The organism is Mesorhizobium sp. M2A.F.Ca.ET.046.03.2.1 (genome assembly GCF_003952425.1).
Lineage (GTDB): Bacteria > Pseudomonadota > Alphaproteobacteria > Rhizobiales > Rhizobiaceae > Mesorhizobium.
On the sequence record NZ_CP034449.1, the window covers coordinates 5,209,617 to 5,235,952 of the forward strand.

The window sequence follows — 26,336 nt, forward strand, 5'->3', positions numbered from 1 at the left end:
ACCGGACCCTCACGGCTTGCCAGCAAAAGTCATAATCACCGCGATCGGCGTGCTCGTTGCCGCTGCTGGTCTGAGCGGTTGCACCTCGACCTCGCAAATGAAGGCCGCGCCCGCGCTTGCGGAAGCCTCGACGCCTGTCGTGGCCGACGACACGCCGACGGTCGCGCTGCCTGAAACAGTGGCCGTGCTGCCGGAGCCTTCCGGCCTCGCGCAGGTGCAGACCGCCGCGCTTACCGGAGATGCCCTCGCCATGTCGACGATGCCCGGCGCGCCGGCGACGCCTGGCGCGCTTGCGACGCAAAGCGCGCTGGCGACGCAGGGCGCGCTTTTGCCGCCGCCTGTCCAGCCCGGCGCGGCGCTGGCGCAGCCCGCGGCCTTCGCCGGAGCAACGCCGATGGCCGGCCAGTTTCCGCCGCCGCCTGTGCTGACGGCCGGCGGCTCGCCGACCGGCCCAGGATCCATCAAACAGGCGGGATCCATCAAGCAGGCGGCGGTCTATACGACCGCGGGCGTCGCCATGCCGGTCACCGGCCAGTCGGCAAAAATCGCCCCGATGCCCGGTGTCCAGCAGGTTGCTTACGTGGCGCCGGACAACCCCGCTCTGCTGGCGGCGCCTGGCCAGCCCGAACAGCACGCCAGCGGCCCGCGCGGCGAGATCGAGCGGCTGATCGAGAAATATTCGGCGCTCTATGAAGTGCCGGTCGAGCTGGTGCGCCATGTCGTCAACCGCGAGAGCACCTTCAACCCGAAAGCCTATAATCACGGCCATTGGGGACTGATGCAGATCAAGCACGCGACGGCGCGCGGCATGGGCTATGACGGCCCGGCGACCGGCCTGTTCGACGCCGAGACCAATCTCAAATATGCCGTGAAATATCTGCGTGGCGCCTGGCTGGTCTCGGGCGGCAACGCCAAGCGCGCCGACACGCTCTACCAGAGCGGCTATTATTACGACGCCAAGCGCAGGGGCCTGCTCGAGGCGACGGGACTTGGCGTCGACCGCAAGCGGCATCGCCTGCCGCCCGACGCCTGAGCGGACGGTCCGCGCGGCGTCTCGAGACAGCGCCATGCATGAGAACACGACGCCTCGTCCACCGGCGCCCAACGACATCCGCCTGCGCAAGGTCCTCGATGACACGCTCGCCGCGCCGCATTGGCCGGAGGGCTTCGTTATGCGCGCGTTCGAGCACCGGGACGCGCACGCGCTCCACGCGCTGCTGGAAGAGGTGTTCGACGACGGCGCCGACGGGCCGTTCGACGACTGGTGGCCGCGCATTGCCGGCAACGCCGAGTTCGATCCCGCTCTCTGTTTCCTGGTCATCGACGGCAAGGGCCTGCTTGCGGGCGCGGCGCTCTGCTGGACATCCGGTTTCGTCAAGGACCTCGCCGTCCATCCGGAGTCCAGAAGGCAGGGCATCGGCGACGCGCTTATGCGGCACGTGTTCCTGATTTTTCGCGAGCGCGGGGCGACGCATGTCGATCTCAAGACCAACAGTGTGAAGAACACCGCGGCCTTCAGGCTCTACGAGCGGCTCGGCATGATCCCGGTCGACTGGGAAGGTTAATGGCGTCCCGGCATTGTGAACTCCTTCACATAGGCTGACGTTAGGGCATGCTAATGCGTCGTCGTGCCGGGCGGCCGATCGGCGGATCGACGCGGGCAAGGCGTCGGAGGCGGCTGTGCCGGCATGCGTCAGCCACTCCCAGACGGGCTCCGGGGCGGGGGTTTCGGAGCCCGTCCGCTTTCGTGAAAGCGGGTGAAGGAAAGCAGGACGCCGACGCGGTCGAGCCGACCGAGACGGCTTCACCCGACCTCTCAGCCCGAACCGGCGCATGAGCGCATGGAACCCTAAGCGGCATTGTGCATTCATCGCAGGGGCCTGGATGAGCCGCGACGCCGAGAGGGCACCGTCGGCCGCTGAGGGAGGCCCGCAATCCCGTGAAATTTGTTTGCGCGTACCTGGCGTTGGCCGCCGGCATACTGCTGGGCGCTGTCCAGGCGCGAGCCGTGGAACTGTCGATCGTGTCGGGCGACACCGGCAACGGCATCAAGGTGCTGCGCGAGATCCTCGACCTCTATGAGAAAAAGAGCGGCAACAAGGTCGACATCGTCGTCATCCCGCCTTCGACCACCGACCAGTTCGGCCAGTACCGGCTGTGGCTTGCCGCCGGCAGCAGCGATATCGACGTCTACCAGACCGACGTCATCTGGGCACCGCAGCTGGCCAGCCAACTGGTCGACCTGACGGAAGCGACGAGGGACTTGGCGGGCGCGCATTTTCCCTCCATCATCCAATCGCAGACGGTCAACGGCAGGCTGGTCGCGCTGCCGATCTTCACCGACGCGCCGGCGCTCTATTACCGCAAGGATCTGCTCGACAAATATGGCGCCAAGGTGCCGACCACCTGGCAGCAATTGCAGGACACCGCGAAGCTCGTCATGGACAGGGAGCGGGCGGCCGGCAACAAGGACATCTGGGGATACGTCTTCCAGGGCAATGCCTATGAGGGGCTGACCTGCAACGCGCTCGAATGGATGATGTCGAATGGCGGTGGCGGCATCATCGAGCCGGACGGCGAAATCTCCATCAACAATCCAAAGGCAGCCGCGGCGCTCGACAGGGCCAAGGGCTGGATCGGCACGATCGCGCCGCCGGGCGCGCTCGGCTATCAGGAGGAGGAAGCGCGCGGCGTCTGGCAGATCGGCAATGCGGTTTTCATGCGCAATTGGCCCTATGCCTATGCGCTCGGCAACAGCGAGAATTCGCCGATCAGGGGCAAGTTCGACGTGGCGCCGCTGCCGGCCGGCGAAGGCGGGCATCCGGTCGCGACATTGGGCGGCTGGAACCTTGCCGTCTCCAAATATTCGAAACATCCAAATGCCGCGATCGACCTGGTCAAGTTCATCGCCTCGCCCGAGATGCAGAAATACCGGACGCTCAAGACGGCCAACCTGCCGACCATCGCGGCGCTCTATGACGACCCCGACATTGCCAGGCAGCAGCCGATCGTGCCGCGCTGGAAAGAGATATTCCTCAACGCGCAGCCCAGGCCCTCGGCAACCGTCAGGATCAAATACAACGAGGCGTCCAGCCAGTTCTGGACCGCGGTGCACAACACGATCTCCGGGAACGGCACTGCCGCCGACAATCTCGCCGATCTCGAAGCGCGGCTGACCAGGCTGAAGGGCAAGGGCTGGTGAGCGCGGCCGGGCCATCGCCGCTGGCGCGCCGGCGCGTTCGCACGGCCTGGCTCTTCCTGGCGCCGATGCTTTTCGTGCTCGCCGTCGTCGCTGGCTGGCCGTTCCTGCGCACGGTCTATTACAGCTTCACCGATGCTTCGCTCGCCGATCTCGACGCGCGGCAATGGGTGGGCTTCGACAATTATTTCTCGGTGCTCACCCTGCCGAGCGGCCGGGTGCTCTATGACGGGCTGCTGGTCGATCCGGTCTGGTGGCGGGCGGTGTGGAACACGGTGCGCTTTGCAATTATCTCGGTGGCCTGCGAGACGGTGCTCGGCATGGTCGTGGCGCTGGCGCTCAACGCAGACTTCCCGGGACGCGGCATCGTGCGGGCGGCGATCCTCGTCCCCTGGGCGATCCCGACCATCGTCTCGGCCAAGATGTGGCAGTGGATGCTCAACGACCAGTTCGGCATCATCAATGTCGTTCTGCTCAATCTCGGCCTGATCGATAGCAAGATCGCCTGGACAGCGAGCGCCGACACCGCGATGGTCGCGGTGCTGATCGTCGATATCTGGAAGTCGACGCCGTTCATGGCGCTGCTCATCCTGGCGGCGCTGCAGATGCTGCCGCGCGAGATCCTCGAAGTGGCGAAGCTCGACGGCGCCAGCCCATGGCAGATCTTCTGGCGCGTGACGCTGCCGCTGATCCGCCCGGCGGTGATGGTGGCGGTGATTTTTCGCGCCCTCGATGCGCTGCGAATCTTCGACCTGATCTATGTGCTGACGCCCAACAACGTGCAGACCAAGTCGATGTCGATCTTCGCGCGCGAGAACCTGTTCGAGTTCGACAAGTTCGCTTATGGCTCGGCCGCCTCGACGCTGCTTTTCCTCATCATCGGCCTGCTCACCATCGCCTATATCCGGATAGGGCGGCTGACTTTCGAGGGAGGGCGCTGAGGTGAAAATGCTGAAGCGCGCCGCCTTCTATCTTCTGCTTCTCGCGATCGTCTTCGTCGCGGTGTTTCCGTTCTACTACGCCATCGTCACCAGCCTGAAATCGGGGACCGAACTGTTCCAGGCGAGCCTCTGGCCGCAATCGTTCAGCCTTGCCAACTACCGCAACGTGCTGACCGAAGGGCCCTTCCTGCGCAATCTCGTCAATTCGCTGATCGTCTCGGGCGCGGTCGTCGCGATCTCGCTGCTCCTCGGCGTCACCGCGGCCTATGCGCTGGCGCGCATCCGTTTCCGCGGGCGCTCGGCGCTGATGCTCGCCATCTTGTCGGTCTCGATGTTTCCGCAGGTCGCGGCATTGGCCGGATTGTTCGAGATCATCCGGGCGCTGCATCTCTACAATTCGCTCCTGGCGCTCATCCTGTCCTACATGATCTTCACGCTGCCGTTCACCGTCTGGGTGCTCACCACCTTTGTGCGCGACCTGCCGGTCGAGATCGAGGAAGCGGCGATCCTCGACGGCGCCGGACCGTGGACCATCCTGACGCGCATCTTCCTGCCGCTGATGTGGCCGGCGCTCGCCACCACCGGGCTGCTCGCCTTCATCAGCGCCTGGAACGAGTTCCTGTTCGCGCTGACCTTCACCTCCACCAACACGCAGCGCACCGTGCCGGTGGCGATCGCGCTGCTGTCGGGCAACTCGCAGTTCGAGATCCCCTGGGGCAACATCATGGCCGCCTCGGTGATCGTCACCGTGCCGCTGGTGGCGCTGGTGCTGACCTTCCAGCGCAGGATCGTCTCCGGGCTCACCGCCGGCGGGGTAAAGGGCTAGTTCAGATGTCGGGCGCGTTACCGACCTTCTTCTTCATCTCCAGCGCCCAGGCGCACCCTTCGTCGCCGCCCCACAGAAGCCAGGCGATATAGCCGGCGGAGGGATTGTCCTCATTGCCGTAGTTCCTGCCCTTCTTGTCGACCTCGTGGCGGGCGAAATAGCTGACCATGCGCCTGATGGTCGAGGGCGACAGGTTCCTGCGGCTCTTGAGCTCGGTGGCTCGCGCGACGCCGATCTCGGTGCCGCCGCGGCCGAACTGCTGGCGCAGCCTGAGGCCCTTGGCGGCGTTGTCGGCAACGACCTGCGGGCAGCGCAGGTCGATCTCGTCGCTGTCGGTCATTTTTGCTCCCCGTTCCCGCGTGGTTTTAGCTGACGCGAAGCAATGCGGCAAAGCGGGGCTGGTTCCGCCGTGTCTTTTCGAGGCGGCCTTTCAAGCAACCCTGGCGCCCATGCCGCGTTGGAGAAGGCAGAGGGGCTGTTCGGATCGGAGTTTTGAGATGAAAACGCTGCTGCCCCTGGTCGCCGTCGCGCTTCTTGCCGGCGCGCCCGCCGCGTTCGCCCAATCGAACGACACCAATACGGATGCCGTGGGACCCATGGTGACCGACAACAAGGTCGACACCCAGACCTTCGTCACGACCGTGCCGAATGCCAACATATTCGAGATCGAGTCGAGCAGGCTGGCTGAGGAGAAGTCGGCGTCGGCCGACGTCAAGGCTTTCGCCGCCGATATGATCAAGGACCACACCAAGGCCGGCGAGGACTTCAAGGCCGCGCTCAGCCAGGGCCAGACCACCGCGTCGATCAAGCCCTCCGGCCCGGCGCTGCAGCCGAAGGAGCAGCAGATGCTCGACGAGTTGAAGGGCGCGAGCGGCAAGGATTTCGACGCCAAATACATCAAGATGCAGACCGACGCGCATAAGGATGCCGTGGCGCTGTTTTCCACCTACGCCAATTCCGGCGACGACCCGGCGCTGAAGGAATTCGCCAAGAAGACGCTGCCGGTGCTGAAGATGCACGAGAAGCACGTGAAGGACCTGGCGGTCGCACATCAGTGAGGGGCTTTGGGTGGAGCCAATCGGCCAGCGCCGGTGCGAGGCCCCCCTCTCTGTCCTGCCGGACTGTCCGGCCCTTCGCTGTCGCTCAGGGCTTTCGTCGCTCGGAAAGCCAAGCAATTGGCTTTCCGTCCGCTGCGCGGACCGCTCCTCAACCCCCTCAAGGGGGGAGATCAGCCGTCACGCCGGCTTTCGCCAATCTCCAACGTTGCAGGAAGGGCGAGGCGCCGAAGCTGCCAATCTCCCCCTTGAGGGGGAGATGTCCGGCAGGACAGAGAGGGGGGCGAAGGAACGCTACGCTGCGCACTTTCCACCGGCAAATGCCGAACCGCCCGCCCACAAGGGGGGAAGGCAAGGCTGGCGTTCCCTCGCCGCCGCGATAAGCTCCCTCGCAAATCAGGGAGGACCACCATGGACAAGGAAGTCATCGAAGTGCCGGTGATGTCGGCGAAGGTGCGCGCGCTCGGCCTGCCGTGCTCGACGGCGGTGCGGGCCAACGGCTTCGTGTTCATCTCGGCGACGCCGCCGGTCGACATGGTGACCGGCGAGATGGTGCGCGGCGACATCGAGACCCAGGCTGAGGCGTCGCTGAAGGCGCTCAAACACTGCCTGGAAGCGGCCGGCACCTCGCTGAACAAGGTGGTGATGGTGCGCATCTACGCCGTCAATTCCGGCTTCTACAACGCCATCAACCGGGTCTACGCGAGGTATTTTGCCACCAACCCACCGGCGCGGAGTTTCGTGCCGGTGGCTTCGTGGCCGATGGAATTCGACATCGAGATTGAGTGCGTGGCGGTGGCGTGAGGGCCTCTCTCTTCGAAAAGACGCTGATCCACGGCGCCTTCGCTTTATAGACAGGCAGCTGCATTTCGCCAACGAGACCGGCACCCAGCGTTATGTCAAACGGGTCGGGTCTAGAGCGAGTCGTGCGGAAACGCGTTTATCAATTGCGCAATTCGGCTACCTTTTCCTCCAGGTCAGCAAAGAGGGACGTTACCAGTTCGTTCGATCGGTCCTCTTGTAATATTTCTCGCGCATGCGGAATGTGATAGAAAATTGACGGAGGGCCTGATGCAGGTTTTCCGTGCCGTTCGGCAAGTAGATCGTTCTTCCTAAGGATATCAACTAAGGTCTGCCAGAATTCACTTTTTACTATCTTAATTAGATAGTCGTCACCGTCACTTCTTATCCAATGTTGCCTCAGCATAACTCGGCATGACTTCTGAAGAAGTCGGTATAATTCATGTTCTCTTAGTCCTTCCGAAACTAGAGTTTCCGAACTCTCATTATCTCTAGCTCGACCATGTGCGTTTATCCACTGAGTGGCCTCTGCTCCGGCCAAAAGCTCTTGCCGCCCTTCCACCTCCAGTTGTATCATTCCTGGATCAGGAAAAGTTGGCGACAACCGGGTTATTTCATTGGCGATCACTGTAGCTACTTCCACATTCTCAAACGTCACGTTTGAAATGTCGCACTCGCGTAGGTCGATCTGATTAAAGGAGGAATTTGATATTCTACAAAAATCCGACACACCCCTGATGACGCTATCATCGACATGTATATTTTCTATATCGGTGATGCCGACAGAGCCTGCAAATGGCAAACAGGTCAGTAGCAACGCGGCGATATTTCGATCAGATCGATCCAATTCTGACGGTACAGATATCATGGCGGCAGCAATCTTTGCGAAACTTTTTAGCTCGTTGTTATCAGCCGACAGAGAAAACAAACCGAAAGTTATGAGAAAATCTGGACCAAAATGTTTCTGCGGATAAACTTTGGCGTCTCATTTTGTGATATTGCGGAAATTGCCGAATGGCTTAGGAAGTAGTTAAAAAATTCGGAATGAGCGAATCTGCGGCGCCCCCGCCGTTCGTCATTTTCCAGAAAAGCTATGGCCTGTATCCTATTTTTTATTAACCGAAGCGAATCTGCATCGAAGTCGTCTCCCGCAGCAGTTTCGGCGATCCAAAATAGCGTATCATCATCAATTGAATCGACTTGGTTTTCCGCCATGTCGCGTGCAATTTCGGTTAAAACGTCGAGTACGAACCTGCGCAGACCACTTAGTTCCATGAGCTCAATGAGGGCATTGGGAAATTTAGTTGCTTCGCGCTCGATCATAAGCTTGGTAAGAGAGACCAAAGGCGGCGCTGACTCAAGATCGATGTCCTTAGATAACAACTCGGCGATTTGGGAGAGGAAGAACGGTCGCAGCGCATAAGAGCCCTCGTCAAAGAGGCCTAGCTCACTGGCTTCATCGACCCGCGCATCAGGCACTTTATTCTTTAGCCAGCTTTTCGCTGCATTGGGTGTGGTGGGCAGGATGCTGAACACGCCGACTTCGTGGTGTTCTTCGTCAAGTCTAGGGACGGCCTTGAGTAGTCGTTCCCTTCCGATAAACGTTTCTCTGCCCGCTAGAATTATGGTTCCCTCGCCCTCGATATCTTCGACGAGCTCTCGAACCTGTCCCCATGCGGTTTCGTAACCATTGGGATCGCCCAGTTCGTCGAAACCATCGATAGCAAGTTGAACCAGCCCATGCCTGACAAGAATCGGAATCTGATCGTATGTTACCTGGAGCCTTAAAGACTGAAGGCTGAAAGCCATCAGATCTTGAATAAAGGTCAATATCCTACCCCTGCTTTTGACATGCAGTATCAAGGGGCGTTGCGTTTTTACAAAGTCTCTGGCTCGAAGGGATGCTATCTGTTCGACGAAATGAGTCTTCCCAATACCCGCCGGGCCGTCAATTAATAAAACGCGAACAGACTGACCCGGCGCTCTTTCTTCAACCAGAAACTTCTCGATTGCCCCAATCTTGGCGTCTATATTCCGAGCTTTCGAGCTTAGTCTGCCGACTGTTTCAATTATATTCTTCTCCTTGATCAAGTCCTGGAGAGCTATTGACTGGGACGTGGCCCAAAGTTTCAAATTTGCAAAGTCGGTTGACGATAATAGAGATTTATAGTTAATAAATGTCTCGGCAGAAAGTCCTTCCTTGTTGTACTCTATCTTTCCGCTCTTTAGGAATTTGACTGTAACTTCATGCCCCAGTCGAACGAAACGAAATATTGTTCCTGTTTCTTCTTCCTGATGATGTGGCGTGCCAGTGCCAATGTCCGCAAAAACTGCAAGCTCGTCCTTTATGATATCTATGTTATTTACCATTAGTCGATCTCCTGCAAGAGGCCGTCCAAGGAAAGGTAATTGTTATTCTTTCGACGTCTTACGAGCACCGTCCTGCCTCCGCGACTTTTTGACCATGCTTCTGCTACAAATAGTGCCGGGACGAGATCATCATCTTCCGCCAGCACTAAACGCCAATCTCTGGAATCGGATCGAGCGTGAGTTAGTATATCGCAGGCAAGTGATGTATCCACCATTTTTTCTCTGGGGATATTATCGTTTAGAGGTCTTCTGAACGTGTCTGGAAGATTTATTTTCGGCATTGACTTCCCCGACTGCTGCACAAATCGATGCGGAAGCGAATTTAGAAGGGTTTCCCCGTATCCAATTTGGTTTTCAATGTGAATATCTTTAGAGTTTACCGAAAAGACAAAATCAGGGTCGTTAACTACATCCATAACTGCTATTCTATTTTCCGTCGGGTTTAGTCCGCGGTGCCACCCATGATATAACCGAAGAGTTACCCGAAATCTAACGTTGGTGTTTGCTGATAATTTTTTCAGAGTAGATGATATTATCTTTGAAACGTTCTCGAGAGTCACGGTGGCGCGTGTGCGAGGATTGCGAATACCGGTCCCGCCGGCAATATGAATCTGGGCAGTCCAATCAACGAATGCTACAACAGACGTTTGGGTCATTTTGAATGCTTATTGATCCTAGGTGCAATGCAGCCAAAAACCGAGAAATTATCCACCTTGGGCAACGGGAATCTATTAGCCGTACGCCCTCGCATCCTGTCACAACGCCGACGGAAGGCAAGGTGGGAGCGCCTCGTTCAATAGGCAGCTAAGAGCTTTGTAGCAGCCGGAAACAATGTAGACGATGGCAGTCACCGTTAAGGTGAGTCCAGCGCGGTTCGTTCCGATGGTAGGTTGGTTCGCAGTGTGGAGAAGCCTTGGGCCTAGCCAAAATACTCCTGCAACGGCCGCACCTCCAAGTTCCCGGCCCTTAGCGCCGCGATCGCCTCCGCCACCGCCGCGGCGCCCGACAGCGTCGTGTAATAGGGCACCTTCTGCATCAGCGTCGCGCGACGCAGCGACTTCGAGTCCGACACCGCCTTCTGGCCGTCCGTGGTGTTGAAGACGATCTGGACCTGGCGGTTGCGGATGGCGTCCTCGATGTGGGGACGGCCTTCGAGCACCTTGTTGATCTTTTCGGCAACCACGCCGTTCTCGGCGAGGAAGCGTGCGGTGCCGGAGGTGGCGAGCACCTTGAAGCCCTGTTCCGCCAAACGCTTGACCGCCGGCAGGATGCCTTTCTTGTCCTCGTCGCGGACCGAGACGAACAGCGTGCCGGAGCGGGGCAGGTCGACATTGGCGCCGAGCTGGCTCTTGGCGAAGGCCAGCGCAAAGTCGCGGTCGAGGCCCATGACCTCGCCGGTCGAGCGCATTTCGGGTCCGAGCAGGATGTCGACACCGGGGAAGCGGGCGAAGGGGAAGACGGCTTCCTTGACCGCGATGTGGCCGGGATTGCGTGGGTCGGGCATGGCGCCGTAATGGGCGAAGGCGTTTTCCAGCGTCTCGCCGGCCATGATGCGGGCAGCAATTTTCGCGATAGGTCTTCCGATGGTCTTGGCGACGAAGGGCACGGTGCGCGAGGCGCGCGGGTTGACCTCCAGCACATAGACCGTGCCGTCCTGGATGGCGTATTGCACATTCATCAGGCCGCCGACGTTGAGCGCGCGGGCGAGCGCTGCCGTCTGGCGCTCCAGCTCGTCGACGAGGTCCGGGTGCAGTGAATGCGTCGGCAGCGAGCAGGCGCTATCTCCCGAATGGATGCCGGCCTCCTCGATATGCTCCAGGATGCCCGAGACGAAGGTCTCCTTGCCGTCGCAGAGGCAGTCGACATCGACCTCGATGGCGCCCGAGAGATAGGTGTCGAACAGAAGCGGGTTCTTGCCCAGCAGCGTGTTGATCTGGCCGGTCTTGTCGTTGGGATATTTCTGCTTGATGTCCTCCGGCACAAGGCCGGGCACGGTGTCGAGCAGGTAGGTCTGCAGCGTGCTTTCGTCATGGATGATCTGCATGGCGCGGCCGCCGAGCACATAGGACGGGCGCACCACCAGCGGGAAGCCTAGCTCGCCGGCGACGAGGCGGGCCTGCTCGACCGAATAGGCGATGCCGTTCTTCGGCTGGGTGAGGTTGAGCTTGTGCAAGAGCTTCTGGAAGCGGTCGCGGTCTTCCGCCAGGTCGATCATGTCGGGCGAGGTGCCGAGGATCGGGATGCCGGCCTTCTCCAGCGCGTCAGCCAGCTTCAACGGCGTCTGGCCGCCGAACTGGACGATGACGCCGACCAGCTCGCCCGAGGCCTGCTCGGCGCGCAGGATCTCCAGCACGTCCTCCGCCGTCAGCGGATCGAAATAGAGGCGGTCGGAGGTGTCGTAGTCGGTCGAGACCGTCTCCGGGTTGCAGTTGACCATGATCGCTTCATAGCCGGCGTCGCGCAGCGCGAAGGCGGCATGGCAGCAGCAATAGTCGAACTCGATGCCCTGGCCGATGCGGTTCGGGCCGCCGCCGAGGATGACGACTTTTTTCCGCGCTGACACGCGCGCCTCGTTGGCGGGTTCGCCGACGAAAGGCACTTCATAGGTCGAATACATGTAGGCGGTCGGCGAAGCGAACTCGGCGGCGCAGGTGTCGATGCGCTTGTAGACCGGATGAACGTCGAGCTTTTCGCGGTTCTTCTGGACGACTTCAGCATCGGTCCTGGTCAGCGAGGCGAGGCGGGCGTCGGAAAAGCCCATCGCCTTCAGCATGCGCAGGTTGACGGCGTCCTGCGGCAGGCCATGTTCGCGGATGCGTTCCTCCATGGCGATGATGCCGGCGATCTGCTCGAGGAACCACGGGTCGATCTTGCACATGGCGTGCACGTCTTCAAGCGAGGTGCCCATGCGGATCGCCTGCGCCACCATGCGCAGCCGGTCCGGCGTCGGCGTGCCGAGCGCGGCGCGGATCGCGTTGCGGTCGTCGGTGTGGCTGGCGGGCGCGCTGCCATGGCCGAGGCCGGGAATCTCGATCTCGTCCAATCCGGTCAGGCCGGTTTCCAATCCACGCAAGGCCTTATGCAGCGATTCCTGGAAGGTGCGGCCGATGGCCATCACTTCGCCCACCGACTTCATGGCGGTGGTCAGCACGGGCTCGGCGCCAGGGAATTTCTCGAAGGCAAAGCGCGGGATCTTGGTGACCACGTAGTCGATGGTCGGCTCGAAGGAGGCCGGCGTCGCGCCGCCGGTGATGTCGTTCTCCAACTCGTCCAGCGTGTAGCCGACGGCGAGTTTCGCGGCGACCTTGGCGATCGGGAAGCCCGTGGCCTTCGAGGCCAGGGCCGAGGAGCGCGAGACGCGCGGGTTCATCTCGATGACGACAAGGCGGCCGTCGGCCGGGTTGACGGCGAACTGTACGTTCGAGCCGCCGGTCTCGACGCCGATCTCGCGCAGCACCGCGATCGAGGCGTTGCGCATCATCTGATATTCTTTGTCCGTGAGCGTCAGGGCAGGGGCGACGGTGATCGAGTCGCCGGTGTGCACGCCCATCGGATCGAGGTTCTCGATCGAGCAGACAATGATGCAATTGTCCGCCTTGTCGCGGACGACCTCCATCTCATACTCCTTCCAGCCGAGCACGCTTTCCTCGATCAGCACCTCGGTGGTGGGCGAGGCGTCGAGGCCGGACTGGACGATGTCGTAGAATTCGGCGCGGTTGTAGGCGATGCCGCCGCCGGTGCCGCCCATGGTGAAGGAGGGCCGGATGATCGCCGGCAGGCCGACATGGTCGAGCGCCTGGGCGGCGATCGCCATGGCATGGCTGATATAGCGCTGCTTGCGGTCGCCTTCGCCGAGGTTCCAGCGGGTTTCCAGCGCGTCGAGCGCGGCGTCGAGATTTTCCGGGTTCTCTGCCTTGAGCGCCGCGCGCTCGGCCTCATGGGTCTTGCGGTCGGCGTTCTTGACGTCGGTGGCGTTGGCCAGCATCGAGCGCGGCGTCTCCAGCCCGATCTTGCTCATTGCCTGGCGGAACAGCGCGCGGTCCTCGGCCTTGTCGATGGCATGGGCGTCGGCGCCGATCATCTCTACTTGATAGCGCTCCAGCACGCCCATGCGGCGTAGCGAGAGCGCCGTGTTGAGCGCCGTCTGGCCGCCCATGGTCGGCAGCAGCGCGTCCGGGCGCTCCTTGGCGATGATCTTGGCCACCACCTCGGGCGTGATCGGCTCGATATAGGTGGCGTCGGCCAGCTCCGGATCGGTCATGATGGTGGCCGGATTGGAGTTGACTAGGATGACGCGGAAGCCCTCTTCCTTCAGCGCCTTGCAGGCCTGGGTGCCGGAATAGTCGAACTCGCAGGCCTGGCCGATGACGATGGGGCCGGCCCCGATGATCAGGATCGACTTGATGTCGGTGCGTCTTGGCATAGTCGAAAAATCCGTTCGGCGAGCGGCTTGCACGAAAAACCGGGCGGGGGAGGACCCGGCCGGTTGTGCTTGCGATTCTGGTATCAGGCTAGGAGGGCCTTATAGGGAAGAGTTTTGCGGGATGTAACCCCGAAAATGAAGGGCAGTAGGGCAGTAGGGCAGTAGGGCAGTAGGGCAGTAGGGCAGTAGGGCAGTAGGTGCTTTCTTCCCCTACTGCCTTATTGCCGTACTGCCTTACTCCCCTGCTGCCAGCTGGTCCGTGATCTCGAAGCGTTCGGATGGGCCGATGCGGATCATGTTGAGGTTGCCCTCGCGGGTAAAGCGGAATTCGTCCGGCGAGTCGGAGCCGGCGGGCTTGCCGTCATGGAAATTGATGACGCGCGTGCCGCCGTCCGGCCAGGTCACCGCCACGGTGCTGTCGCCGCCTGTGCGCGCCACTTCTATCTCGCAACGGGTCATCGGTTGGCCGACATGGCGAGCGCAGGGGATGCCGGCGTTGGGGGCTTCGGACGGGGCGTTCGTCGCTGCCGCGAAGGCAAGACCATAGGCGTCCTGCATGGCGGTCCTGCCGATCTCGGCGGCGGAAGGCGGGTCGGCCGGCTCGCCTCCGCCCAAGCGCGCCGCTATGTCGGGCTGCGGCTCGTCGGGACGCGATTGAGGCGCGGCAGAAGCGGCGGCCGGCGCGGCGGCGTCTTCAGGGGGAGACGCCGGGTTGTTGGGGCTGAGATAGCGTGCGGGCGCCCAGCCGGTTATGTGGGCGTCCTGCGTGTCCTCGACTTTGCACCAAGGATAATTGTTGACGGTCTTGCAGCCGTAATTCTTGACGGCCGAGCCGTTGGGCAGGCGCGCTTCGATCTTTCCGCCTGACGAAGCGGTAGCGCGAATATTGAGCAGATCGTCCGGCGCGAGACCACCGATGATCGAGATGATTGTGCCTGGCGCATCCTGAGCCAAGGCCGGGAGAGCGGCCAGGCACAAAGGAGCGGCGATCAGCAGCGACGATCGGAGCGTGACTTTGCGCTTCATCCCTCGGCCATAAGCAATGCACTTCAATCGTGGCGCTCAATCCTGGATACGAGCTGCGCTCAATCCTTCATAAAACCGGTCCGCAGCGCATGCGCCCATTCCGGCCTTCCCGCTTGTTCGGCCTGCTTTGCGGCGGCTTCATGGTCGTAGTCGACGGCGATGCTCTCGAAGCGGCTGGGACTGCCGTCCTTGCCGAGCTCGACGATACCATAGCGGGCGTGCGGTGAGCCTTGCTCCGAGACATGCGCCGGCGGCGTGTCGTCGTCATAGGCCGGGCAGCCGACGCTGCCGGGATTGAAGATGACCGGACCGCCGGGAATTTGGATCAGCTCGTTGCGGTGGCTGTGGCCACACAGCACCAGGCGACAGGCCGGATCGAGCGGGTTCAGCCGGCGCCTGATCGCGGCCAGCGGGGCGCGCACCAGCTGGCCATCGACAATGGCGTCGGCGAGATATTTCTCGTCATGGTCCGGCCGGGCGTGGAAGGCGGTGACACCGGGCGCGATCTCCAATGTCAGCGGCAAGGCCAGTAGCGCCTGGCGCTGCGCCGGAGTCAGCCGTTCCTGGGCATAGCGATCGGAGGGCCACATGGTTTCGTCGGCCGTGTCCTGCGCGACGCGGCGGTCGTGGTTGCCGCGTACCGTTGGCAGGTTCAGCGCCTGCAACCGTTCCATCGTCTCGCGCGGCCAGAGCGGGCCGGAGACGCAGTCGCCGAGATCGACGATGATGTCGGCGCCGCCGCGCCGGTCCAGATCGTCGAGCACGGCATCCAATGCCAGGAGGTTGCCATGATGTCAGCGATAACAGCGATGCGCATGCGGTTCAGGCCGAAACCTCGACTTCGGCGGTGCCGACCGCCGGCAGATCCTTGTCGCCGTCAGCCGCGGCGATCACGCTGTCGAGCAGGCCGGGGAAACGCTTGTCGAGGTCGTCGCGGCGCAGCGTGATCAGCCGGCTGGTGCCGACCGCTTCGCTGCGCGTGACACCCGCCTCGCGCAGCTTGGCGAGGTGGTAGCTGAGATTGGTCTTGGAGGCGAGGTCGAGAAACTTGCTGCAGTTCATCGGCACGCCTTCCTTGCGAGCCAGATAGCGCACGATGGAAAGCCGGGTCGGGTCGCCGAGCACGGCAAGCACGATCGGCAGGCTGATCTGGTCGGCGGTTGGATGGGGCAGGCTCATGACCCAGAATTAAGCACAAACGGCACGAACTTCAACGCGGCTCCTCTTTCTGCCGACCGACATAGGCTCTTCTTTCGGCCGCGTCCTGTCACAGGGCTGTCAGCAGGGTTCAGCTATTTTCTCCCGGCTCGGTTGACATTATGCCCTGTTATGTCCAATTGTTCAATAACTTTTGAACTAAGGACAAATCCCATGGACAAGCGGATCTTCTGGCTGGCGCTCGGATCGTTTGCGATCTCGACCGAAGGCTTCGTCATCTCAAGCCTTCTTCCCGACATTGCATCCGATGCCGGCATATCCGTGCCGCTCGCCGGCTCGCTGATCACCGCCTTCGCGCTCGCCTACGCCATCGGCGCACCCGTGCTGGCGACGCTGACCGGCGAATGGGACCGGCGGCGCGTCATCCTGTGGACGCTGGTATTCTTCGTCATCGGCAACATCGTCGCCGCGCTGAGCTCGTCCTTCGAACTGCTTTTGATCGCCCGCATCGTCATGGCGCTTTCGTCCGGCCTGTTCGCCGCGACAGCGCAGGGGACGGCCGTGGCGCTGGTCGATGACCATCACCGGGCCCGCGCCATTGCCGTTGTCGTCGGTGGCACCACGGTGGCCGTCGCCGTCGGCGCGCCGCTCGGCGCCCTGGTCGCAGCTGTCGCCGGCTGGCGCGGCACGTTCTTCGCCATCGCCGCGCTCGGCGCGCTGTCCGGCGCGATCCTGTGGTGGCGGCTGCCGCGCGGCATCATCGGCACCAGGCTGCCACTGAAGCGCAGGCTGGCGGCGGCTGTTCGCCCCGGCGTAATGCCGATCCTGCTGACGACGACGCTTGCGCTGGTCGGCGCCTTCACCGTCTTCGCCTTCATCGCGCCCTTGGCCCTTCAGGGTGGCGGGCTCTCGCCGATCGCGCTGCCCGGCATGCTGCTCGCCTTCGGCGTCGGCGCCGTCATCGGCAATATCGCCGGCGGCCAGGCCGCCGACCGCTTCGGCGCGACCCGCACCGTCGCCTGGTCGCTGACGCTGTCGGCCGCGACGCTCGCCACCTTCTCGCTGATCCCGGCCTTCCTGCCGCATTCGATCGCCGGACCGGCGCTGATGGGTATGATGGTGCCTTGGGGCATTGTCGGCTGGGCCTTCCCGCCGGCGCAGGCGAGCCGCATCCTCAAGATCGCGCCCGACGCCGCGCCCATTGTCTTGTCGCTCAATGCCTCGGCGCTCTATTTCGGCGTCGCTTTGGGCGCTGTGGTCGGCGCCGCCGTGCTGCGCTTCGGCGCGCCGGCCGATCTCGGCCTGATCGCCGCGGTGTTTCCGATCGTGGGCCTGGGTATCGTGCTGGCGGGCCGTGTTTTTGCGCGCCCGGTCGCGATGCCGGCGGAATAAGCTGCTTGAAAGCGTGACGGACGGCCGCTTCTTCAATTCGAAGGAGCGGCCGCCGGCATTTCCAGATCGAGATCGGCCACAGCATCCAGCGCCGCACGCAGCTTCGCCGCCTGCTCCGTGCCGACCTTGTCCTCGAATTGCCGCTGGGCGATGCACCAGAGCTTGAGCGCCTCGTCGAGCTTGGCTTGGCCCCGTGGCGTCAGCCGCACGCGCTTGACGCGGCGGTCGTCCTTGTCGGGAAAGGTCTCGACATAACCGTCGCGGATCAGCGGTTTCAGCGTGTGGCCGAGCGCCGACAGGTCCATGATCAGCGCCTCGGCGATGGCGCCCATCGCCGGCTCGTCGCTGATGTGGATCTGAAAGAGCAGGCCGAACTGCGTGCCCTTCAGGCCTGACGGCGCCAGCGCGTCATCATAGAAGCGGCCTAGGCTACGCGCGGCGCGGCGCAGCGTGGCGTTGTTGCAGTCGCTGAATCCAGGCTTGCGAGCTTCGGTCATGATCACTCCTTGCCGGCGCAAAGACGCGCCAGCCTGCCGCAGAAATAGTTTTTGCCGCTGCCGTTGACAAGATAGTGGCATATACCTACTTCGGCAAAAGTGGCATATGCCACTAATCGAAATCAGAGGCTCGGCGGATGAACTGACCATCGGCGCCGAACCAGCGAAGCGGACAAAAGGAACAGGACAATGAGCACGAAGGACAACAAGGGCACGGCGGTCATCACCGGCGCATCCTCAGGCATCGGCGCGGTCTATGCGGACCGGCTGGCAGGGCAGGGCTACGATCTGGTGCTGGTGGCGCGCCGCGCCGACCGGCTGCAGGAGGTGGCGGACAGGCTCTCCTATGCCTATGGCCGCAAGGTCGATACGATCGTCGCCGACCTCTCCGTCGATGCCGATCTGCGCCGCGTCGAGCAGGCGGTCGCGACGGATGACAGCGTGACGCTGTTGATCAACAATGCCGGCGTGGCCGGCCTGGAGACGGTCGCAGACGCCGACGCAGACACGGCGGAGCGCATGATCAAGGTCAATGTCATTGCGCTGACCAGGCTGACCCACGCGGTGTTGCCGGGCTTGCTTGCGCGCAATCGCGGCGGGATCATCAACATCGCGTCGGTCGTCGCCTATGGCATCGCCGTCGGCGGCATCTACAGCGGCACCAAGGCCTATGTCGCCAACTTCACGGAAGCGCTGCAGAAGGAAGTCGCCGGCACCAATGTGAAGGTCCAGTCGGTGGTGCCCGGGCCGATCCGCACCGAGTTGTGGGACGTCTCCGGAATCAGCCTCGACAGGATCAATCCGGACTGGATCATGAGCGCCGAGGATCTGGTCGACGCGGCGCTTGCCGGCTTCGCCCAGGGCGAGACCGTCACCGCGCCCGGCCTTGCCGACGCGGCCGGGCTGACGACCTATCTCGGCGCCAGGGACCAGTTCTTCGGCAGCCTGTTCTCCGGCAAGCCGGCGGCGCGCTACGCCGTCTGAAGATTGCGGCAGCGCTGGTTTTCGTCGCCCCCGCAAAGCGGGGGAGAGGTGGCCGCGAGGCGGCTGGAGGGGGGGCTTTCGTAGGGCGAGTTTGTCGCAAGATACTTGGTTAGGGCGGCGCCAGTCCCCCTCTCCGTCTCGGCTTCGCCGAGCCACCTCTCCCCCACCTTGGTGGGGGCGAGGAACGGCGCTACACCGGCCGCCAAATCTGCAGGATCGAGGCGGCCAGCAGCAGGCCGAGCACGATGTTCAGCGCGCGCCATTGGCGCTCCGTCTTGAGCAGGCGGGCAAGCAGGGTTCCTGCCACGCACCACAACGACAGCGACAAAGCCGCGGCCAGGCCGAACACGGCGCCGAGCAGCAGCGCGAGTTGCAACGGACCATCCGCCAGGGCCGCGAAGGACGCGGCGGCGCCCAGCCCCATCGCCCAGCCCTTCGGGTTTATCCATTGGATGCCGGCGCCGCCGAAAAAGCTGTTCGGCCTGGCCATGCTGATGTCGAGGTTGGGCGGACCGCTGCGGCCGATCTTGATCGCCAGCCATATCAGATAGAGCGAGCCCGCTATCTTCATGGCGAGCTGCAGGGAGGGCACCGCGGCGAGCAGGCCGGCAAGGCCGGCCGCGCCGGCGGCCGCCACGGTCGCCAGCCCCGCCGCGCTGCCGGCCATCAGCGGCACCGAACGGCGAAAGCCGAATTGCGCGCCGGAGGCGGTCGACAATGTCGTGGCGATGCCGGGCGTCGAGGTCGAGATCAGCGCGAACAGGACCAGCGGGATGATGGTTTCGGACATGCGGGCTTCCCAGTCGAGGAGCCGGCATGCTTATGCGCTTGGCGGCATCAGTAAATGCAATGTTTGACATGGTTTGCATTATAGAATATAATGGAAGCCATGATCCGCGATCTCGACACGAGCCTCATCCGCACCTTCGTCATGACGGCCGACAAGGCCAGCATGACGGCGGCGGCCAATGCGCTCCACCTGACGCAAGGCGCCGTCAGCCAGCAGGTCAAACGGCTGGAAGATGTGCTGGGGCAACGCCTGTTCGAGCGCGACCGCCGCGGTCTGAAGCTGACCCGTTCCGGCGAGCGGCTGCTCGACAAGGCCAGGCGCCTGCTGCAGCTCAATGACGAGATCCTCGCCGAAATCAGGGGCGGGGCGGTTGCCGGACAGGTGCGGATCGGCGTGCCTTACGATCTCGTCGGCACGCTGCTCGCGCCGGTGCTGAAAGCCTATGCCGAAGCCTATCCGCAGGTGGAGATATCGCTGGTCTGCGCCTCGTCGCCGGAACTCGCGGCGGCCCTGGCTGCGGGCACGATCGACCTTGCCGTCATCGAGGAGCGTGTCGGCCCCAGCGCCGGCGAATGCCTGCTCGTCGACCGGCTGGTCTGGGTCGGCGCCAGAGGCGGCTCGGCGCGCCTGAAGCGGCCGCTGCCGGTTTCCATCGTCGCCGACACCTGCGCCTTCCGGCCGGCGGTGCTGGCGGCGCTTGCCGAGCACGGGCTCGACTGGCGCACCGTGTTCGAGAACGGCAACATCGATGCGACGACCGCGACGGTGCGCTCCGACCTCGCCGTGACCACTTGGCTTGCCTCGACGGTGCCGGCCGATCTCGACATCCTGTCCGATGCCGGCCTTCCGGCGCTGCCGAATTTCTCCGTCAACCTGCATCTGCCGAAACATGCCACCCAGCCGGCCGCGCAGGCTTTCGCCAGCCATATCCGCGAGGGTCTTTCGCGCTATCGCCAGGCGGCGTGACGCGAGCGCCGTTCAGTTGTTCGACGCAGCCAGGGCGACCGCCAATTGGGCGTCGAATGCGCGCTTGAAGGCCGGCCGCGCCTCGCCGCGGGCGACATAGGCGGCAAGGTTCGGGAATTCGTTCAGCAGTCCCGATCTCTGCAGCCGGCGCAGCACGGCCACCATGACAAGGTCGCCGGCGCTGAAGGCGCCGTCGAGCCAGTCGCAATCGCCGAGATGGCGGGAGAGTTCGCCCAGCCGCTTGCGGATCCGGTCGTCGACCAGTGGCAGGCGCTCATCGTGCCACGACGCATCGTGCTCCAGGATCACGGCGGTTGCGCGCTCGAGGATCGGCGGCTCCACCGTGCTGTACGCGGCAAACATCCAGGCGACCGCGCGCGCCCGGGCGTTCGCGTCGTCGGGCAACAGGCCCGCGTGACGCACCGCGATGTGGAGGACGATCGCGCCTGACTCGAACAGAGCGAGATTGCCTTCTTCGTAGGTCGGGATACTGCCGAAAGGGTTGAGCGCGAGATGCGCCGGCTGCTTCATCGCGGTGAATGAGACGAGACGAACGTCGTAAGCTTGTCCGACTTCCTCGAGTGCCCAGCGGACTTGCATGTCGCGCGCCAGCCCCCTGCCGCCATCGGGCGATCGTTGGAAGGCGGTAATGGTGGGTATCATCGGCAGGCCCCTTGTGATGGCGTCGAATGGCTCGTGGCTCTGGAAAAGGCATCGGTCGCGGGCGAGGCGGCGGCGAGGCCGGCCCCGCCCGCATCCATTGCTACTTCCAGGTCCTGCGCCGCTCGAGCTCGGCTTGCGAAGGCTCCTGCTGGGCAAACGATCCTGTGCGGATTTCGCCCGCGCGCTCATAGGTCGCCATGATGACGCCGGTGGTCGTAGCCTGCGATTTGACGAGCTTGAAGGCGGCCGGCATCGCGTTGTCGCCAAACAGCCGCTTGCCCTTGCCCAGCAGCAACGGGAAGATCATCAGCCGGATCTCGTCGATCAGCCCGTTGGCGAGCAAGGTCTGGATCAGATCGCCGGAGCCCTGGATGAGCAGGTCGGGCCCGTCTTCCTGCTTGATCTCCTTAACGCTGGCAACGATATCGGGCCCGAGCGACTGGGTGTTCTCCCAAGTCAGAGAATCGGGCCGATGCGTCGCCACATATTTGGTCGTCGGGTTGAAAACATCCGCGATCGAATCTTTCTGATACGGCCAGTAGGCGGCGAAGATGTCGTAGGTTCTGCGGCCGAGCAGCAGGTCGAAGGGTTTGGAGAACAGTTCCTCCATTGCCGTGCCCGCGACCTCGTCGAAGTAGTGGAACGTCCAGCCGCCGAATTCGAAGCCGCCGACCGGGTCCTCTTCCGGTCCGCCCGGCGCCTGCATGATACCGTCGAGGCTGACGAAGGTGGCGGCGATGATCTTGCGCATAGTCTTTCTCCTTTTGGCTGGTCCGCGCCCGTCACGGCGGGATTTCGAGCTAAGGACGAACGGCAAGGCCGCTTTCCGACACGGCCCCGCGAATTTCTACCGCGCGTTGTCAGCGCGAATGGTGCGTGACGAGAACCAGACATCGCCGAAAACGGCGGTGGCGGTGCGGTCGGGCGCCTTGTCTTCCCTAACCCAGATCGAGCGGGTGCGCGCGGCGCGCTCGCGGGTCGGTATTTTCGCGCCTGGCTCGACGGCGGAGGCGCCGACGCAAGGAATGAACCAGGAGCCCATGAAGGGCCGGCACGCGAAGCCATTTTCCAGGCGGGTTATGAGGACCGCGAGGCCGACGGTTTCGGACGGGCGCCAGGGGAAGATCATGCGGCCGCCAGGCTTCAGCGCTCCCAACCATGCGGCGGGCGGGGCGACGACGCCGGCATTGACATAGATGATGTCGGATAGCGGCAGCGGATTGGCGACGGCGTCGGCCTGGACGATTTCGACATTGTCGTAAGCCGCAAGGTTCGCGTTGGCGCGCGCGGCAAGATCGGCCTCGATCTCGAAGGCGGTGACGCTGCCGCCCGGCTCGACCAGCTTAGACAGCAGCGCCGTATAATATCCGGTGCCGGCGCCGATATGGGTGACGGCCTCGCCAGGCTTCGGCTCGACCTTGCCGAGCCACATGGCATGCAGCAGCGGCTCGCCATTGTTAATGCCCTTGTCGGCATCGAGCACGACGAGCACGTTCTGATAGATATAGCTTGGGTCGGCGCTCGGCGTCTCGAACCGGCCTTCTCCGGCAAAGACGGTCCACGGTCCCGGGCCGAGAAAGGCCTCGCGCGGCACCGAGGCGAACACCTCCTCGATGCGCGGATCGGCCGAGCGGGCCTGCGCGGCCATTAGCCTGGCGTAGAATCTGCGAGCTTCGTCCGGTTTGACCATAGCGCCAAGATAGCGCGTCCGGCTGGAATGTCGCGATCAGCCGGCGAAGGTATCGTAGAGCAGCTTGAAGTTGAGAACGAGGATGACGGCCGCCACCACCCAGGCCAGCGCCGCAAGGCCGCGCGGTATGGCGAAACTGCCCATCTTCTTCCTGTCCGACACGAACTGCACCAGCGGGATGACCGCGAAGGGCAGTTGCATCGAGAGCACCACCTGGCTGAAGACCAGCAACTCGGCCGTGCCCTTTTCGCCATAGAGCGCGGTGACGACAACGACGGGGACGATGGCGATGCCGCGCGTCAACAGGCGCCGCGCCCATTGCGGAATGCGCAAGCGCAGAAAACCTTCCATCACGATCTGGCCGGCAAGTGTCGCGGTGACCGTCGAGTTGAGGCCGGAGGCGAGCAGCGCGACGGCGAACAGGATCGAGGCGATGCTGAGGCCCAGCAGCGGCGACAGCAGCTCGAAGGCCTGGCCGATCTCGGCAACGTCCTGATGCCCGGTGTTGTGGAAGGCGACTGCCGCGACGATCAGGATCGAAGCGTTGACGAACAGCGCCAGGATCAGCGCGATGGTCGAATCCGTCGTCGCCCATTTGATGGCGTCACGCTTGCCGGTCTCGGTGCGCTCATAGGCGCGGGTCTGCACGATCGAGGAATGCAGATAGAGGTTATGTGGCATGACCGTGGCGCCGATGATGCCGATGGCGATGTAGAGCATCGCCGGATTGGTGACGATCTCAGACGACGGCACGAACATCGAATGCAGGATCGTGCCGGCCGGCGGTGCGGCGACGAAGATCTGGATGGCAAAGCAGCCGAAGATGATGATCAGCAGCGCGACGACGAAGGCCTCGAGATAGCGGAAGCCCCTGTTCATCAGCAGCAGCACCAGAAAGGCGTCGAGCGCGGTGAGGATGGCGCCGCCGATCAACGGAATTCCGAACAGAAGCTGCAGCGCGATCGCCGTGCCGATGACCTCGGCGAGGTCGCAGGCGATGATCGCCAGCTCGCAGGCGATCCAGAGCATCAGATTGACGGGGCGCGGATAATAGGCGCGGCAAGCCTGGGCGAGGTCGCGGCCGGCGGCGATGCCGAGGCGCGCGGCCAGCGCCTGCAGCAGGATCGCCATCAGGTTCGACAGCATTATGACGAAAAGCAGCGTGTACCCGAACTGGGCGCCACCGGCGAGGTCCGTCGCCCAGTTGCCCGGGTCCATATAGCCGACCGAAACCATGTAGCCAGGACCCATGAAAGCGAACAGGCGGCGGAACCAGACGCCGGTCCGCGGCACCGCGATCGAGGCGTTCACCTCGCGCAGGCTGGGCTGCTCGTCGTCCGGCCTGTCGAATCGCCATGCGGGTCGGGCTACGGTTACTGCATCGGCATCGGACATGGGATTTCCGCTAGAATTATCGAACGTGCCTCCTATCTATGCCACAGCTCAACATTATGCAATATGCTATATTTCATTGATCATGCTTTCGTGATCGCGGGAGCAAGTTCCAGGGCGGGCGGCGGAAACGCCGGTTGCGCCCGCGCGGGAATGCAAATAAACGGCCGGGCCATCAGGGGTTTCGTGCTATGGATGCGATCCCGATTCAGGAGGAGCGCATATTGGCGCTTAGGAACAAACCAGTTCGACGCGAGGAGCCGCTTCCCGATGCCGAAATCCATTCGGAAGGATTCCGGCAGCAGCGCCAGGCGCGCCGCAGCGCGCTGGTCGAAGACTATGTCGAGCTGATCGCCGATCTGATCGAGGATGGCAACGAGGCGCGGCAGGTGGATATCGCGGCAAGGCTCGGCGTCGCGCAGCCGACGGTTGCCAAGATGCTGACCAGGCTCTGCGCCGACGGGCTGGTCTCGCGAAAGCCCTATCGCGGCGTGTTCCTGACCGAGACCGGCCGCAAGGTCGCGGAGGAAAGCCGCATCCGCCACCAGACGGTGGAAGCCTTCCTGCGCTCGCTGGGCGTCAGCGCTGAGACGGCGCGCATCGACGCCGAAGGCATCGAGCACCATGTCAGCGCCGAAACGCTGGATGCTTTCCGCCGAGCGATGACTCACCGCCAGGCTTAGCTCCCCGGTTCCCATCGCGCGTGTTGACGCGGAACCTACGCACCCCGGCCGCATTACCTCCCACATCGCGCGATTATCGCGCTTAGGGAGGAAGCAATGGGCATCGAACAGGCACCGACCGCCAAGGGAGAGCAGGCAGCCAGGGGATTGCGGCAGGCGGCCGCCGGCGACGAAGGCAAGACCGAGGCAGAGACCGGCCATCCGCTGAAGAAGGGCGCGGCGCGTTTCGAGGAACGGTCGAAAAGCTCGGACGGCAAAAGCGCCGGCGCCAAGCAGAAAAGCTGAGTTTTTCAGCCGGTTTATCGGGAGTGGAAATAACCGGCCGATCGGAGTTTCCTCCGGCCCGCGCATTTTTTGGGCGCGAAAAATTCTGTGACTTGGGCTGGCCGTTGCGATAGTTGTCAGCACGGGGCGGTCGCCGGCCAGCCCCTCCAGGACATTCGCATTGCGAGGAGTTGCCATGCTTTGGAGAGGCCGTCGTCAGAGCGACAACATCGAGGACGAGCGCAGCGACAGCGGCGGTGGCGGCGGATTGGGTGGCGGCGGTCAGTTCCGTGTCCCTATCGGCGGCCGCACCGGGGGTGGCGGCAGCATCCTCCTGGTCATCCTGGTTGTGCTGGCGGGATGGTATTTCGGCTTCGACCCGTCGCAGATCCTGGGTGGCGGCGACGGCGGCTTGCTGCCGGGGGGCGGCGGCCAGATCACCGAGACACAGGACAATGGCAACGCGCCCGCCAATGACGAGATGAAGCAGTTCGTCGCGACCGTGCTTGCCGATACCGAGGACACCTGGACCGGCATTTTCAAATCCCAGGGGTTGACCTACGAGGACCCCAGGCTGGTGCTGTTCAGCGGCCAGGTTCGCTCGGCTTGCGGCTTCGCCTCGGCGGCGGCCGGGCCGTTCTACTGCCCTGGCGATCGCAAGGTCTATCTGGACATGACCTTCTTCCAGCAGCTCGACCAGCAGTTCGGCGCTTCTGGCGAGTTCGCGCGCGCCTATGTGGTGGCGCACGAGATCGGTCATCACGTGCAGAACCTCACCGGCATCATGGGCAAGTTCAACCAGATGCGGCAGGGCATGAGCGAGGCCGACGCCAATCAGTTGTCGGTGCGCATCGAGCTTCAGGCCGATTGCTTCGCCGGTGTCTGGGCGCATTTCACCCAGCAGAAGGGCATTTTGGAGCAGGGCGACATCGAAAGCGCGTTGAACGCGGCCAAGCAGATCGGCGACGACACGCTGCAGAAAAAGATGCAGGGCTATGTCGTGCCGGAAAGCTTCAACCATGGCACTTCGCAGCAGCGGCAGACCTGGCTGGCGCGGGGCTTCAAGAGCGGCAAGCTGTCCGACTGCAACACGATGAGCGGTCCGATCTGAGGCGGCGTTTCCCCCTCTTTTCGAGTGACGATCCGTGATCGGCGCCCGCTGGCAAGTGGTGTCAGCATAAGGCATTTGCGTTCGTTCGCGGATTGTTCCGGCCGC

Annotated in this window: 26 protein-coding genes and 1 pseudogene; 13 read left to right on the plus strand and 14 right to left on the minus strand. The window is 63.1% G+C overall.

Going from position 1 to position 26,336, the window contains the following annotated elements; translation table 11 throughout:
- The first annotated feature begins 16 nt into the window (after positions 1–16).
- The 5 genes from EJ072_RS24850 to EJ072_RS24870 all read left to right on the plus strand — a co-directional run bounded on the left by EJ072_RS24850 (position 17) and on the right by EJ072_RS24870 (position 4,966).
- Complete coding sequence (locus EJ072_RS24850) at positions 17–1,033, plus strand: lytic transglycosylase domain-containing protein (protein WP_126081723.1); 1,017 nt, start codon at positions 17–19, stop codon at positions 1,031–1,033.
- Positions 1,034–1,067: 34 nt separating this feature from the next.
- A complete protein-coding gene (locus tag EJ072_RS24855) occupies positions 1,068–1,565 on the plus strand; it encodes an N-acetyltransferase (RefSeq protein WP_126081724.1) in 498 nt (165 codons plus the stop codon).
- A gap of 374 nt (positions 1,566–1,939) precedes the next feature.
- On the plus strand, positions 1,940–3,202 hold the full coding sequence (locus tag EJ072_RS24860; RefSeq protein WP_126081725.1) for an ABC transporter substrate-binding protein: 1,263 nt from the start codon (positions 1,940–1,942) through the stop codon (positions 3,200–3,202).
- A gap of 65 nt (positions 3,203–3,267) precedes the next feature.
- Positions 3,268–4,140 carry a sugar ABC transporter permease gene (locus EJ072_RS24865; protein ID WP_126083741.1) on the plus strand — a complete coding sequence of 291 codons (873 nt, stop codon included), beginning with the start codon at positions 3,268–3,270 and terminating at the stop codon, positions 4,138–4,140.
- 7 nt (positions 4,141–4,147) lie between these two features.
- Positions 4,148–4,966, plus strand: coding sequence for a carbohydrate ABC transporter permease (locus tag EJ072_RS24870; RefSeq protein ID WP_189343371.1), 819 nt, complete (start codon positions 4,148–4,150; stop codon positions 4,964–4,966).
- A gap of 1 nt (position 4,967) precedes the next feature.
- On the opposite strand, the gene EJ072_RS24875 is transcribed toward EJ072_RS24870, so the two are convergent.
- Positions 4,968–5,306, minus strand: a complete 339-nt coding sequence (locus EJ072_RS24875) for a hypothetical protein (RefSeq protein WP_126081727.1) — start codon at positions 5,304–5,306, stop codon at positions 4,968–4,970.
- 157 nt (positions 5,307–5,463) lie between these two features.
- Here EJ072_RS24875 and EJ072_RS24880 point away from each other — a divergent pair, with 157 nt between their 5' ends.
- Together EJ072_RS24880 and EJ072_RS24885 are read left to right on the plus strand one after the other, a co-directional pair.
- Entirely contained in the window at positions 5,464–6,024 is a 561-nt protein-coding gene (locus EJ072_RS24880; RefSeq protein ID WP_126081728.1) for a DUF4142 domain-containing protein, read from the plus strand.
- Positions 6,025–6,432: 408 nt separating this feature from the next.
- Positions 6,433–6,825 (plus strand): RidA family protein, encoded by a 393-nt coding sequence (locus EJ072_RS24885; protein WP_126081729.1) that lies wholly within the window; start codon positions 6,433–6,435, stop codon positions 6,823–6,825.
- 139 nt (positions 6,826–6,964) lie between these two features.
- Here the strand turns inward: EJ072_RS24885 and EJ072_RS24890 are convergent, their stop codons facing one another.
- The 7 genes and pseudogenes from EJ072_RS24890 to EJ072_RS24920 form a co-directional block, all read right to left on the minus strand.
- Positions 6,965–7,750 (minus strand): hypothetical protein, encoded by a 786-nt coding sequence (locus EJ072_RS24890; RefSeq protein WP_126081730.1) that lies wholly within the window; start codon positions 7,748–7,750, stop codon positions 6,965–6,967.
- 8 nt (positions 7,751–7,758) lie between these two features.
- On the minus strand, positions 7,759–9,192 hold the full coding sequence (locus EJ072_RS24895) for an NACHT domain-containing protein (protein WP_126081731.1): 1,434 nt from the start codon (positions 9,190–9,192) through the stop codon (positions 7,759–7,761).
- A complete protein-coding gene (locus tag EJ072_RS24900; protein WP_126081732.1) occupies positions 9,192–9,608 on the minus strand; it encodes a hypothetical protein in 417 nt (138 codons plus the stop codon). Before EJ072_RS24900 ends, EJ072_RS24895 begins: the two co-directional genes overlap by 1 nt.
- A 503-nt stretch (positions 9,609–10,111) precedes the next feature.
- Positions 10,112–13,615, minus strand: coding sequence for a carbamoyl-phosphate synthase large subunit (gene carB, locus EJ072_RS24905; protein ID WP_126081733.1), 3,504 nt, complete (start codon positions 13,613–13,615; stop codon positions 10,112–10,114).
- 234 nt (positions 13,616–13,849) lie between these two features.
- A complete protein-coding gene (locus EJ072_RS24910) occupies positions 13,850–14,641 on the minus strand; it encodes an SH3 domain-containing protein (RefSeq protein WP_126081734.1) in 792 nt (263 codons plus the stop codon).
- 59 nt (positions 14,642–14,700) lie between these two features.
- A pseudogene (locus EJ072_RS24915) lies at positions 14,701–15,458 on the minus strand (metallophosphoesterase family protein).
- Between the two features lie 5 nt (positions 15,459–15,463).
- Entirely contained in the window at positions 15,464–15,820 is a 357-nt protein-coding gene (locus EJ072_RS24920; protein WP_126081735.1) for a helix-turn-helix transcriptional regulator, read from the minus strand.
- 192 nt (positions 15,821–16,012) lie between these two features.
- On the opposite strand from EJ072_RS24920, the gene EJ072_RS24925 reads away from it, so the two are divergent.
- Positions 16,013–17,191 carry an MFS transporter gene (locus EJ072_RS24925; RefSeq protein WP_126081736.1) on the plus strand — a complete coding sequence of 393 codons (1,179 nt, stop codon included), beginning with the start codon at positions 16,013–16,015 and terminating at the stop codon, positions 17,189–17,191.
- 32 nt (positions 17,192–17,223) lie between these two features.
- Here EJ072_RS24925 and EJ072_RS24930 read toward each other — a convergent pair whose 3' ends face one another.
- Complete coding sequence (locus EJ072_RS24930) at positions 17,224–17,688, minus strand: MarR family winged helix-turn-helix transcriptional regulator (RefSeq protein WP_126081737.1); 465 nt, start codon at positions 17,686–17,688, stop codon at positions 17,224–17,226.
- Positions 17,689–17,877: 189 nt separating this feature from the next.
- Here EJ072_RS24930 and EJ072_RS24935 point away from each other — a divergent pair, with 189 nt between their 5' ends.
- Entirely contained in the window at positions 17,878–18,672 is a 795-nt protein-coding gene (locus tag EJ072_RS24935) for an SDR family oxidoreductase (protein WP_126081738.1), read from the plus strand.
- Between the two features lie 190 nt (positions 18,673–18,862).
- Here the strand turns inward: EJ072_RS24935 and EJ072_RS24940 are convergent, their stop codons facing one another.
- Positions 18,863–19,462: a LysE family translocator gene (locus EJ072_RS24940; RefSeq protein ID WP_126081739.1), complete on the minus strand. Its 600-nt coding sequence runs from the start codon at positions 19,460–19,462 to the stop codon at positions 18,863–18,865.
- A gap of 99 nt (positions 19,463–19,561) precedes the next feature.
- Between EJ072_RS24940 and EJ072_RS24945 the strand changes: the two genes are divergently transcribed.
- Positions 19,562–20,428, plus strand: a complete 867-nt coding sequence (locus EJ072_RS24945) for a LysR substrate-binding domain-containing protein (RefSeq protein WP_126083742.1) — start codon at positions 19,562–19,564, stop codon at positions 20,426–20,428.
- Positions 20,429–20,440: 12 nt separating this feature from the next.
- Here the strand turns inward: EJ072_RS24945 and EJ072_RS24950 are convergent, their stop codons facing one another.
- The 4 genes from EJ072_RS24950 to EJ072_RS24965 form a co-directional block, all read right to left on the minus strand.
- Positions 20,441–21,091: a glutathione S-transferase family protein gene (locus EJ072_RS24950; protein WP_126081740.1), complete on the minus strand. Its 651-nt coding sequence runs from the start codon at positions 21,089–21,091 to the stop codon at positions 20,441–20,443.
- Positions 21,092–21,191: 100 nt separating this feature from the next.
- Positions 21,192–21,842 (minus strand): dihydrofolate reductase family protein, encoded by a 651-nt coding sequence (locus tag EJ072_RS24955; protein WP_126081741.1) that lies wholly within the window; start codon positions 21,840–21,842, stop codon positions 21,192–21,194.
- Positions 21,843–21,938: 96 nt separating this feature from the next.
- Positions 21,939–22,781, minus strand: a complete 843-nt coding sequence (locus tag EJ072_RS24960) for an rRNA adenine N-6-methyltransferase family protein (RefSeq protein ID WP_126081742.1) — start codon at positions 22,779–22,781, stop codon at positions 21,939–21,941.
- A gap of 36 nt (positions 22,782–22,817) precedes the next feature.
- Positions 22,818–24,176 carry an Nramp family divalent metal transporter gene (locus EJ072_RS24965; RefSeq protein WP_126081743.1) on the minus strand — a complete coding sequence of 453 codons (1,359 nt, stop codon included), beginning with the start codon at positions 24,174–24,176 and terminating at the stop codon, positions 22,818–22,820.
- A 221-nt stretch (positions 24,177–24,397) separates the two neighbouring features.
- Between EJ072_RS24965 and mntR the strand changes: the two genes are divergently transcribed.
- From mntR to EJ072_RS24980, 3 genes are all read left to right on the plus strand, one after another.
- The gene (gene mntR, locus EJ072_RS24970) at positions 24,398–24,856 is read left to right on the plus strand and encodes a manganese-binding transcriptional regulator MntR (protein WP_042647014.1); all 459 of its coding nucleotides are present in this window, start codon (positions 24,398–24,400) and stop codon (positions 24,854–24,856) included.
- 96 nt (positions 24,857–24,952) lie between these two features.
- Complete coding sequence (locus EJ072_RS24975) at positions 24,953–25,141, plus strand: hypothetical protein (RefSeq protein ID WP_126081744.1); 189 nt, start codon at positions 24,953–24,955, stop codon at positions 25,139–25,141.
- A gap of 175 nt (positions 25,142–25,316) precedes the next feature.
- Positions 25,317–26,231 (plus strand): neutral zinc metallopeptidase, encoded by a 915-nt coding sequence (locus tag EJ072_RS24980; RefSeq protein WP_126081745.1) that lies wholly within the window; start codon positions 25,317–25,319, stop codon positions 26,229–26,231.
- The last annotated feature ends 105 nt before the right edge of the window (positions 26,232–26,336 follow it).